Annotated in this window: 10 protein-coding genes and 2 pseudogenes; 8 read left to right on the top strand and 4 right to left on the bottom strand. The window is 73.4% G+C overall.

The window, feature by feature from the left end:
* Nucleotides 1-588: lycopene cyclase family protein (locus tag FNH08_RS34215; RefSeq protein ID WP_322725962.1), on the bottom strand; the 588-nt coding region annotated here is incomplete at its 3' end.
* A gap of 341 nt (nucleotides 589-929) precedes the next feature.
* Between FNH08_RS34215 and FNH08_RS34210 the strand changes: the two genes are divergently transcribed.
* The 6 genes and pseudogenes from FNH08_RS34210 (at nucleotide 930) to FNH08_RS34190 (ending at nucleotide 6493) form a co-directional block, all read left to right on the top strand.
* Nucleotides 930-2153, top strand: a complete 1224-nt coding sequence (locus FNH08_RS34210) for a polyprenyl synthetase family protein (protein ID WP_194238711.1) — start codon at nucleotides 930-932, stop codon at nucleotides 2151-2153.
* Nucleotides 2150-3682, top strand: coding sequence for a phytoene desaturase family protein (gene crtI / locus FNH08_RS34205; protein ID WP_152775412.1), 1533 nt, complete (start codon nucleotides 2150-2152; stop codon nucleotides 3680-3682). The genes FNH08_RS34210 and crtI overlap by 4 nt, the downstream gene beginning before the upstream one ends.
* Nucleotides 3679-4683: a phytoene/squalene synthase family protein gene (locus FNH08_RS34200; protein WP_152775411.1), complete on the top strand. Its 1005-nt coding sequence runs from the start codon at nucleotides 3679-3681 to the stop codon at nucleotides 4681-4683. The genes crtI and FNH08_RS34200 overlap by 4 nt, the downstream gene beginning before the upstream one ends.
* Nucleotides 4680-5675, top strand: a pseudogene (locus tag FNH08_RS34195) (DUF5914 domain-containing protein); the annotation flags it as partial. The gene FNH08_RS34200 and the pseudogene FNH08_RS34195, both read left to right, overlap by 4 nt.
* 114 nt (nucleotides 5676-5789) lie before the next feature.
* Nucleotides 5790-6005, top strand: a pseudogene (locus FNH08_RS52425) (DUF2945 domain-containing protein); the annotation flags it as partial.
* Complete coding sequence (locus FNH08_RS34190; protein ID WP_152775409.1) at nucleotides 6005-6493, top strand: MSMEG_6728 family protein; 489 nt, start codon at nucleotides 6005-6007, stop codon at nucleotides 6491-6493. The pseudogene FNH08_RS52425 and the gene FNH08_RS34190, both read left to right, overlap by 1 nt.
* Before the next feature lie 285 nt (nucleotides 6494-6778).
* On the opposite strand, the gene FNH08_RS34185 is transcribed toward FNH08_RS34190, so the two are convergent.
* Nucleotides 6779-7240, bottom strand: coding sequence for a VOC family protein (locus tag FNH08_RS34185; RefSeq protein ID WP_152775408.1), 462 nt, complete (start codon nucleotides 7238-7240; stop codon nucleotides 6779-6781).
* 65 nt (nucleotides 7241-7305) lie between these two features.
* Here FNH08_RS34185 and FNH08_RS34180 point away from each other — a divergent pair, with 65 nt between their 5' ends.
* Both FNH08_RS34180 and FNH08_RS34175 read left to right on the top strand, forming a co-directional pair.
* The gene (locus tag FNH08_RS34180; RefSeq protein ID WP_152775414.1) at nucleotides 7306-7938 is read left to right on the top strand and encodes a CGNR zinc finger domain-containing protein; all 633 of its coding nucleotides are present in this window, start codon (nucleotides 7306-7308) and stop codon (nucleotides 7936-7938) included.
* A 5-nt stretch (nucleotides 7939-7943) separates the two neighbouring features.
* Nucleotides 7944-8351, top strand: a complete 408-nt coding sequence (locus FNH08_RS34175; protein WP_152775407.1) for an SRPBCC family protein — start codon at nucleotides 7944-7946, stop codon at nucleotides 8349-8351.
* A 1-nt stretch (nucleotide 8352) separates the two neighbouring features.
* Here the strand turns inward: FNH08_RS34175 and FNH08_RS34170 are convergent, their stop codons facing one another.
* Together FNH08_RS34170 and FNH08_RS34165 are read right to left on the bottom strand one after the other, a co-directional pair.
* A complete protein-coding gene (locus tag FNH08_RS34170) occupies nucleotides 8353-8559 on the bottom strand; it encodes a hypothetical protein (RefSeq protein ID WP_152775406.1) in 207 nt (68 codons plus the stop codon).
* A 227-nt stretch (nucleotides 8560-8786) separates the two neighbouring features.
* A partial coding sequence (locus FNH08_RS34165; RefSeq protein ID WP_152775405.1) for an MFS transporter occupies nucleotides 8787-10184 on the bottom strand: 1398 nt, incomplete at its 5' end.

The raw sequence follows: 10184 nt of genomic DNA, 5'->3' as shown, positions 1-10184 counted from the left end.
CCGGGCGGCGAGCGCGTACTTGGCGGGTGCGCTGCGGAGCCCGGCGGCGGCCGGCAGCGCGTCGACGCCGGTGGCCCGCCGCCCCGCCCCGGTGTACGTGGCGCCCGTGCCGTCGGGGCAGAGGGCCACGTCGTGGACGGTGGCGTGCAGCCGCCGGATCCGCGGCCGCTCCGCCAGGTCGTGCTCCACCAACGCCTCGAAGTCGCCGGAGCGGATCATCTTGTAGCGCAGGGGTGCGATGTGGCGCCGTAGGGCGGCTCCGTGTCGACTGTGGACGCGCAGCCACTCCCAGGAGGCCGTCACCGCGGAGTCGTAGCGGCCAGTGCCTTCTTCCCAGAAGCACCACGTCCGCCGCGGTGCCCGCAGGGGCTCGGCCAGCGCGTCGACCAGGACGACGGACACCGCCGGCCGCTGGGCCGTGTCCGTCGGCAACCGGTGCGCCAGGGAGAGTCCTGCGGCACCGCCACCGACGATGACGATGTCCGACTCGACCACGTCCTCCTCCTCGAAATCCTCCTCCGCCTTCCGCCCGGCAGTCCCGCTGCGGCGGAGTATTCCGGCCCGGCCCCGCCGACGGATGCGCGCCACGCTGGTCCGCCCCGCGACGCTGCCCGCCGAACGGGTGGTCGGCGGGGGCATTCGGTGCCCGGGCCGCGGCAGACCGGCCGTGGCGGGGAAGGCATCGGCGCATGCGGTTCGCAGGTTTCCGGCGCGAGCGGACGGGATCCGGGAAAGCCCCCGCGTCCGGCAACGCTGTACGGGGGAGATCCACGGGCGCCCCGATGGTCCTGGAAGCGCGGAGTCGGGCACCCACCGGTTGCTCCGCGCCCCGCGGTCTTCCTCGCGTGGTGCCCGGCAGGAAGCCGCCGCCCGGCTGAATCACCCCAGAAAACCCCTTCATGGGCTTCGTATCGACGAGAGGAATCGGGATGCGCACCAGCAGGGCCCATGACACTCCGGATGGGACCCGGCGACCGCCGCTCAGCTCTGCCGAGGGTCGGCCAGGGCCGCCCGCCTCGCGCCCGGCCGCCGTGGACGCCGACGTGCCGGCTGCCGTCGGGCATTGCCTGGAGCAGATCATCGACGAGCGCCTCGCCCACTGCACGTCGCTCGACACCGTCTTCGGTGAAGATCTGGCCGCTCGGCTCGCCGCCTTCACCTTGCAGGGAGGCAAGCGGAACCGGCCGCAGCTGCTGTGGTGGTCCTTCCGCGCGGCAGGGGGCGACAGCCGGCACACCGCGGCCGTACTGCGGATCGCGGCGGCCCTCGAACTGCTGCAGACCTGTGCGCTGGTGCATGACGACGTGATGGACGATTCCGCACTGCGCCGCGGCCGCCCCGCGCTGCACTCGGACGTCGGCCACCAGTACCCCGCGGCCGGTCCCGACTTCGCCAAGGCCGCCGCGATCCTCGTCGGCGACCTGGCGCTGGCCTGGGCGGACGACATCGTCGCCGGTGCGGCCCTGCCCACGCCGGTCGCCGACGCCGTACGGGAGCTCTGGCGGGTCATGCGCACCGAGATGGTGGCCGGGCAGTACCTGGACCTGCACGGCCAGGCGACCGCGGTGTCCTCCGCGGCCCGCGCCGTGCGGATCGCCTGCCTCAAGAGCGCGCTGTACTCGGTGGAACGGCCGATGCTGCTCGGTGCCGCGCTCGCCCGGGCCGACGCGCGGACCACCCGTATCCTTTCGGCGGCCGGACGCTGCGCGGGCATTGCCTTCCAGCTCCGTGACGACCTCCACGGAGTGTTCGGCGCACCGCACGCCACCGGCAAGCCCTCGGGCGACGACATCCGGCAGGGCAAGCCGACCTACCTGGTCGCCCTCGCCCGGGCCAGGGCCGGGGCGAGCGGCGACACCGAGGCGCTGGCCGTGCTGGGCGGGTGTGTGGGCGCCGGCCGGCTGACCGAGGGGCGGCTCGCCGAGGTACGGGGGGTGCTGGAGCGCACCGGAGCCCGCAAGGTGGTGGAACGCCGGGCGGAGCGGCTCGGCGCCCGAAGTGTGCAGCGGCTGGCGTCCGCCGCTCTGCGGGAGCCCGCCGCCGGGCGGCTGCGGGAGCTGCTGCGGGCCGCTGCGGGCTGCGGGGTCGATCCGCAAGCCCGCGCGGCGGACAACCGGCGCGAACTCCAGGGCACCGGGCGGGGACAGCGATGAGGACGGTGCGCGGCCGCACGGACCACGTCGTGGTGGTGGGCGCGGGCCTGTCGGGCCTGTCGGCGGCTCTGTACCTGCTGGGCTCCGGCCGGCGCGTCACCGTCGTCGAGCGCGACGCCACGCCCGGCGGCCGAGCCGGACGACGAGCCCTCGGCGGCTACCGCATCGACACCGGACCGACCGTGCTCACGATGCCGCAGATGGCCGACGAAGCGTTCGCGGCGGTCGGCGAGCGCCTCGCCGACCGCGTCGACCTCATCCCGCTGCACCCCGCCTACCGGGCCTGCTTCGCCGACGGAAGCGCCCTGGACGTGCACACCGACGCCGCCGCGATGGAGGCGGAGGTCGAGCGGTTCGCCGGAGCCCGGGAAGCGGCCGGCTACCGGCGGCTGCGCGCCTGGCTCAAGCGGCTGTACGCGGTGCAGATGCGCCGGTTCATCGACGTCAACTTCGACTCCCCGCTGGGCCTGCTGACGCCCGACCTGGCGCGCCTCGCCGCCCTGGGCGGCTTCGGCAGGCTGGACGCGCGCATCGCACGGTTCCTGACCGACGAGCGCCTACGGAGGGTGTTCACCTTCCAGTCCCTGTACGCCGGTGTCGCACCGGCCCGTGCCCTGGCCGCCTACGCCGTCATCGCGTACATGGACACCGTGGCCGGCGTCTACTTCCCACGCGGCGGAATGCACGCCCTGCCCCGTGCCATGGCCGCCGCTGCCGCCGCTGCCGGCGCCGAACTGCGCTTCGGCCATGACGTCACGCACCTGGAAAGGCCGGGGAACCGGGTCACCGCGGTCCGCACGACGCATGAGCGCATCCCGTGCGACGCCGTCGTCCTCACCCCCGACCTGCCCGTCGCCCACCGGCTGCTGGGCCGCCGTCCGCGTCGCCCGGTCCCCCTGCGCTACGCCCCGTCGGCCGTCGTCCTGCACGTCGGCACCACCCGCACCTGGCCGCACCTCGCCCACCACACGCTGTCCTTCGGCGCCGCGTGGCAGCGCACCTTCGAGGAACTGACCCGGACCGGTTGTCTGATGACCGACCCGTCCCTGCTGATCACCCGCCCCACCGCCGGAGACCCCGGCCTGGCGCCCGAGGGACGGCACCTGCACTACGTCCTGGCACCCTGCCCCAACACCGAGGTCGGAATGCCCGCCACGTCCTGGGCCGGGCTCGCTCCCCGATACCGCGACAGCCTCCTGGCCACCCTGGAGCGTCGTGGGATGACCGGTATCGCCTCCGCCATCGAAGAGGAGTGCCTGGTGACACCCGCCGACTGGACCGAGCAGGGCCATGCCGCAGGCACGCCCTTCTCGGCTGCCCACACCTTCGCCCAGACCGGCCCCTTCCGCCCCCGCAACCTGGTGCGCGGCGTCGACAACGTGGTGCTGGCCGGCTGCGGTACCACCCCCGGCGTCGGCGTACCGACCGTGCTGATCTCCGGCAGGCTGGCCGCGGCACGGATCACCGGGTCCCCGTCCCCGTGCCGCCGGCCGACGCGCGCCGCGGCCGTGCGAGGCGAGGACCGATGAGCCACCGTGAACTCGACGCCGCCGGCATCACCGACCCGGCCCTGCGCGCCGCCTACGAGCGGTGTCGAAGGCTCAACGCCCGCCACGGCCGCACCTACTTCCTGGCCACCCGGCTGCTGCCCGTGGCGCGCAGGCCGGCTGTGCACGCGCTGTACGGCTTCGCCCGGTGGGCCGACGACATCGTCGACGACCTCGACGAGCCGGCCACGCCCGCGCAGCGCGCGGCAGCCCTCGACCGGCTGGAGGTGCGGCTGCGGCGAGCGCTCGACGGCTCCCCTCCGGCCGGTGAACCGGTGGTCCTCGCCGTCGCCGACACCGCCGCCCGCTACGCCATCGATCCGGCCCACTTCACCGACTTCATGGCGTCGATGCGCAGCGATCTCACCGTCGGCGCGTACGCCACCTACGACGACCTGTGTCAGTACATGCATGGTTCCGCCGCGGTCATCGGGCTGCAGATGCTGCCCGTGCTCGGCACCGTCGTGCCCCGGGCCGAGGCGGCGCCGCACGCGGCCGCGCTGGGCGTGGCCTTCCAGCTGACCAACTTCCTGCGCGACGTCGGTGAGGACCTGGACCGCGGCCGGGTCTACCTGCCGGAGGATCTGCTCGCCGCCCACGGTGCCGACCGGGACCTGCTGCGCTGGAGCAGGCGCACCGGGCGCCGGGACCGGCGCATCACGGCCGCGCTGCGGGCCGGAGAGGAGATGACCCGGGCCGTCTACCGGCAGGCCGCACCCGGTCTCGCCATGCTGGACCCGGTGGCGCGCCCCTGCATCCGGACCGCTTACGTGCTCTACGGGAGCATCCTCGACGCCATCGCCGACGACGGGTACGCGGTAGTGCACCGGCGTGCGGTGGTCCCCCGGCGCCGGCGCGCGGCCGTCGCCGCGGACGGGCTCACCCGGCTCGCGGCCGCCCGTCTCGCCGCGCGTCGCCACGACAGATCCGCCCCCACCGTCACGACCGGTTCCTGCCCGATCCTCGCCGAGGAGCCCGGATGAGCCCCGACCCGAGCCCCCGCAGGGCCCGCTACCCGCTGCGTCTGCGCCGCCGCCCGGTGCGCTGGGAACGCCAGGTGCCCACCTGGCGGCAGGCACGGCCCGCCGTCATCACGGGAGCACTCCAACGCGCCCTGGCCCGCCCGTCGGGCAACTGGTTCGTGGTGGGTGCCACCGCCGACGTCACGTCCACTCGCCCGCTGTCGGGCACCGTCGCGGGCACGGAGGTCGTCGTCTGGCGCGACGCGCGCGGGCGCCTGGTGGGCGGCCCGGGGCAGTGCCCGCATCTGGGCGCACCGCTGGCGGACAGCCCGGTGCGCTGCGGCACCCTGGTGTGCCACTGGCACGGTCTGTCCCTCGACGGATCGGCGTACGTCGGCTGGGAGCCGTTGCCCGTCCACGACGACGGCGTGCTGGTGTGGGTGAGGCTGGACGCGGTCGGCGGTGAAGAACCCACGCGCGCTCCGGTGGTGCCGGTCAGGCCCGCGCCGGCGGCATCCGTGCACGCGGTCTGGACGGGCGTGGGGACCTGTGAGCCGAGGGACGTCGTGGCAAACCGCCTTGACCCGTGGCACGGCGCGTGGCTCCACCCGTACTCGTTCGTGGACCTCACCGTCGTCCGGGCGCCCGGTGACGGCCAGGACGACGACACCTTCGTCGTCGACGTCTCGTTCCGTTTGGCCCGGCGCGTTGTCGTGCCGGTGCGGGCGGAATTCACCGCCCCCGAGCCGCGCACGGTGCTCATGCGGATCACCGAAGGTGAGGGAGTCGGGTCCGTGGTGGAGACACACGCCACCCCTCTGGGCCCGGACGGGCTGGGCCGACCGCGCACCGCCGTGGTGGAGGCCGTCGTCGCCACCTCGCAGCGGCCAGGCTTCGCCCTGGCCCGCGCCCTGGCCCCGGCCCTGCGCCCGCTGATGCGCACGGCGGCGGGCCGCCTCTGGCGCGACGACCTCGCCTACGCCGGTCGACTCCGCGATCTGCGGGAACGCGGCATGAAGGAGAAAGGGACCACGATGGCGAAGAACACGGAAAGCAGAAAGAACACCAAGGACACCAAGGACACCAGGCACGCTGAGAACACGAATGAGACAGGCAACGGCAAGGGCGAGAAGCTCGTCCAGGGCGACGAAGTCACCTGGAACAGCCACGGCAGCACCACGGAAGGCACGGTCGAGGGAGAGATCACCCGACGCACCGAGGCCGCCGGCCGCACCGTGGACGCGTCTCCGGATGATCCGCAATACGAGGTGCGCAGCGCCAAGTCCGGCAAGCCGGCCGTCCACGACCCGTCCGCGCTGCGCAAGAAACGAACCGGCGACTGATGCAGACGTTCCTGCCCCACCCCGATTTCCGGCAGACGGCCCTGCTCCTGGACCGGCGCCGACTGGGCAAGCAGCGCGTCGAGGCACTGCAGGTCCTCCGCGGCCTCACCGTCCCCGGCTACGGGTGGCGCCGACACCCGGCCGTACGGATGTGGACCGGGTACGAGGAGGCACTCGTGCGCTACGGCCTGGAGATCTGCCGGGCCTGGCGGGCGCAAGGGCACCAGGACAGCTGCGCCGCCTCCCTGGTCGCCGGGCTGGCCGCGTACCGCCCGGGCACTCGGGTGCGTGACCAGGCGGAGCTGGCGGCCGCCGGTGAGCTGCCGCCCTGGCTCGGCGACGAGGCGTTCCACGAGAGCCACCGCTCGGCACTCGTCCGCAAGGACCGGGACGTGTACGCGAGTCAGTTTCCCGGTGTGCCCGACGACCTGCCGTACGTGTGGCCGACGTCGGACCGCGAGCCTCGGCACGTGCCCACGGGCCGGTGAACCGCGCGGCAGTGCCCGGCTCGGCGCGGGCATGCCGGCGCGGCCGCGTAGCCCGCCGCTCGGGACCGGCTGGTCACGCGACTGACCAGAAGGCACCTGCCCCGAGCCCTGAGTTCGGCTAACCGCTGACTCCGGGCCACTTCCATGTGTTGGTACCGGACCACCAAGCGACAACTCCGACGAAGACCAAGAAGAAGAGGGTCACAAACAGAACGCAGCCGCACGCGACAGGTAGTGCCCGGACCCGCAGAGCCCAGCCATCGAGGGCTGGTCGGCGTCCCGGTGTCACGCCGCGCAGAACTCGTTGCCCTCAGGGTCCCGCAGCACCCACCACCGGCCCGCGGGCCCCTTGTCCACCTCGCGGACGCGGGTCGCGCCCAGGGTTTCCAGATGGGAGACCAGCTGGTCCAGGCCGTCGGCTTCCGCGTGGATGTCGATGTGGAGGCGGTTCTTCACCGTCTTCGGCTCGGGTACGTCCTGGAAGAGCAGGCGACGGCCCTTGCCGATGCCGGTGAACGGGTCGTAGGGGTCCTCGGGGTGGCGTACGGCCGCGTAGCCCCGGAAGACACGGTGGCCGTTGTGCTCGGCGACCGCCGCCTCGGGGAGGGCCTCCGTCGACAGGAGGTGGTCGATCAGCGCGGTCGGGTCCTCCACCTCGTACTGCAGTGCCGCGGCCCAGAAGTCCGCCAGTGTCTGGGCGTCCCGGGTGTCGATGACCAGTTTCCAGTTCAGTGGGCTCAGACTCATGTAACTGGTTATATTGGTTACGAGGGGTCGTCGTCCACAGTCTGGGGGTGTCGCGCGTGTCCGGCATGGTGCTGCGGTCCCACTCCGGGGCCTCGTACCGGTTCGACCCCGGTGCCCTCTGCCTCGAACTGCTCGTCACCGGAGGGCCGGGTGCCTTCCGCAGGTTCGAGGTGCTCCACACCCCCGCCGACCTGGTCGCCTGGGCCGAGCGGTCGAGGCTCACGCCCACGCCCGCGCTGGATGTCACGGAGCGGGATGTGGCGTACGCCCGCCGGGTCCGGGACTCCCTGTACCGGGTCGCCGCCGCGCGGATCTGCGGCGGGCTGCCGGAGTTCGGGGTGGCGGGCGGGGGCCGCGAGGATCTCGACGTCATCAACGAGGCCGCCGCCCGTCCGCCGCTGGTCCCCGCGATCGGGGGCGACGGCGAGCGGCGCGAGTGGGCCGGAGTGGCCGACGGGGCCCAGCTCGTCTCCACCGTCGCCCGCGATGCCATCGAGTTGCTCACCGGGCGGTACGCCGAGCGCGTCCGGATGTGCTCCGGCGAGCGCTGCTACCTCGTCTACGTCGACACCTCCCGGCCCGGCCGGCGCCGCTGGTGCTCCATGGAGCACTGCGGCAACCAGCACAAGGTGCGGGCCCTGCGCGCCCGCCGGGCCGGGGAAGGACCCGGGCCCCGGGAAGAACTCCAGGAAGGGTGATCGTCATGCCCACCGGACTCACCAAGGACGCCGGCTGGCAGATCGGTGTCTCGCGCACGCTGCCCCAGTCACCGTCCGTCGTATGGGAGTTCGTCAGCGGGGCGGACGGGCTGGCGCTGTGGCTCGGGACCGGCGCGGAGCTCAGGCCGGAGCCCGGCACTCCGTACGAGACCGCCGCCGGCGTGAGCGGTGAGGTGCGCGGCTACCGGCCGGGCGACCGCATCCGCGTCACGTACGGCGAAACCACCGTCCAGGTCGCCCTCACTGCCGCCGCCGGAGGCCGGACCGTGCTCCGCTTCCACCAGGAGCGGATGGCGAGCGCCGAGGAGCGTGAGCGGCAACGTGCGCACTGGCAGCGGGTGATGGAGCGGGTCGCCGCCGCGCTCGACGAGCGGTACGACGCGCTCCGCTGAGTCACTCCGACTTCGGGTCCACCGTCGCCTGGTGTTCTTCCGCGAGGTGTTCCTCCGCCTTCAGCCACGGCAGGAACTGGGCGCCTTTGCGCCAGCCGCACGTGTCGCACTTGATCGTGCGCTGGACGCCCGCGCGTTCGACCCGGACGGTGTGTTCGCGCCCGTGCTGGTCCCAGCGGGTCACCTTGCTCGTGTTGATCTCCAGCATGACGCCTCCTGGCGACGCTCGGTACTCCAGGGGTTGTTGAGCCTTCTGTTTGTCTGTGCCGCCAAGGAGTGTGCAGCAAGACCAACATCAACGGGGTGTTGGGGGGCGGTGAGTTCGGACTCAGAGGGGTTTGTGGGTGGGTTCGTCTCGTCTGCCGGGTTCGGGGTGGTGGTCGGGTGCGGGTGCGTTGTGGTTGCTCGCGCAGGTTCCCCGCGCCCCTGTCGGGGCTAGCTGATCGTCCTCGGCAGGCGCAGGCTCAGCGTCACCGTCAAAGCAATCCCCGCCAGTTGGACCAGGAGCGTCGTCACCAGGGCGTCGCCCATGCCCAACTCCGGCACCAGTGACAGGAACAGGGTGCCCAGGGTGGCCACGCCCAGGGCGAGGGCCGACTGCTGGGTGGTGACCATGACGCCGCTGCCGACGCCGGCCCGTGCCGACGGGACCTCGGAGAGGATCAGCCGCAGGACGATGGGGAGTTGGAGGGCCTGACCGGCGCCCGCGATCGTCATGCCGGGCAGGAGCGGCAGCCAGGTCAGGTCCGGCCAGGTCCGCCACGCGGCGAACGCCATCAAGGCCACGCCCACCGCCTGGATCAGCCCGCCCACGGTCACCACGCGGGTGCCGTACCGGGCGACCAGCCGGGGACCCGCCAGCGAGACGAGGAAGAACGACACCGCCATGGGGGACAGGGCGAGACCGGCCTCGACCGGCCCCAGTCGCGCACCCTCCTGCAGCGCCACCGCGATCACGAACATGAACCCGCTGAAGCCGATCGAGAACGGCACGATCATGACCAGGCCCCGGCGCAGGGAGGTGAGGGCGAAGAGGCTGGGTGGCACGAGGGGCGTCCGGCCCAGGCGGTCCTCCCTCCGCTCGACCAGGTAGAAGGCGAGGGCCGCGACCGGGAACGCGGCCAGCGACAGCCACGTCCACAGCGGCCAGCCCGCCGCCCGCCCCTCGGTGAGCGGCGCGAGGAGGGTCAGCAGGGACACGGCCAGCAGGACCGTGCCGGGACCGTCCACGGGCTCCGGGCGCGACGAGCGGGTCTCGGGCACGGCACGCGCCGCCAGGACCAGGCCGAGTACGGCGACGGGCACGTTCACCAGGAACACCGAGCGCCAGCCGGTGCCCGCGATGTCCGCCGCCACCAGGACGCCGCCCAGGATCTGCCCGGCCACCATGGAGAGCCCGGCCGTCGCGCCGTACAGGCTCATCGCCCGGGCCCGGGGCGCGCCGGAGGTCGTCGCCTGGATGGTGGCGAGCACCTGCGGCAGCATCGCGGCGGCCGCAGCGCCCTGGGCGACCCGCGCCGCCACCAGTGACCAGGCGTCCGGGGCGAGTCCGCAGGCCAGCGAGGTCAGCCCGAAGGCGGCCATGCCCCACAGGAAGAGCCGGCGTCGGCCGAAGAGGTCGCCGAGGCGGCCGCCGAGTACCAGCAGGACGGCGTACGAGACGCCGTACCCGGCGACGACGAGTTCCAGGACCGCCTCGCTCGCGGCGAGGTCGCGGCCGATCGTCGGCAGGGCCACGTTGACGATGAAGAAGTCGATGAGCGGGAGCGCCGCGCCGAGCAGGACCGTGAAGAGGCCGAGGCCGCCCAGCGCGGAGGGCGGGGTGGTCGGGGT

Source organism: Streptomyces spongiae, from assembly GCF_009377185.1.
In the GTDB taxonomy this organism is placed as follows: domain Bacteria; phylum Actinomycetota; class Actinomycetes; order Streptomycetales; family Streptomycetaceae; genus Streptomyces; species Streptomyces spongiae.
Note: the sequence above shows the minus strand (reverse complement) of the source record. Positions and strands in the feature narration are given on the sequence as shown.

Excerpts from the sequence above, each read along its gene's own strand:
- FNH08_RS34210 (WP_194238711.1), top strand. The coding sequence starts at position 930 with ATGCGCACCAGCAGGGCCCATGACACTCCGGATGGGACCCGGCGACCG.
- FNH08_RS34175 (WP_152775407.1), top strand. The coding sequence starts at position 7,944 with ATGCCCACCGGACTCACCAAGGACGCCGGCTGGCAGATCGGTGTCTCG.
- FNH08_RS34200 (WP_152775411.1), top strand. The coding sequence starts at position 3,679 with ATGAGCCACCGTGAACTCGACGCCGCCGGCATCACCGACCCGGCCCTG.
- FNH08_RS34185 (WP_152775408.1), bottom strand. The coding sequence starts at position 7,240 with ATGAGTCTGAGCCCACTGAACTGGAAACTGGTCATCGACACCCGGGAC.
- FNH08_RS34180 (WP_152775414.1), top strand. The coding sequence starts at position 7,306 with ATGGTGCTGCGGTCCCACTCCGGGGCCTCGTACCGGTTCGACCCCGGT.
- FNH08_RS34170 (WP_152775406.1), bottom strand. The coding sequence starts at position 8,559 with ATGCTGGAGATCAACACGAGCAAGGTGACCCGCTGGGACCAGCACGGG.
- crtI (WP_152775412.1), top strand. The coding sequence starts at position 2,150 with ATGAGGACGGTGCGCGGCCGCACGGACCACGTCGTGGTGGTGGGCGCG.
- FNH08_RS34190 (WP_152775409.1), top strand. The coding sequence starts at position 6,005 with ATGCAGACGTTCCTGCCCCACCCCGATTTCCGGCAGACGGCCCTGCTC.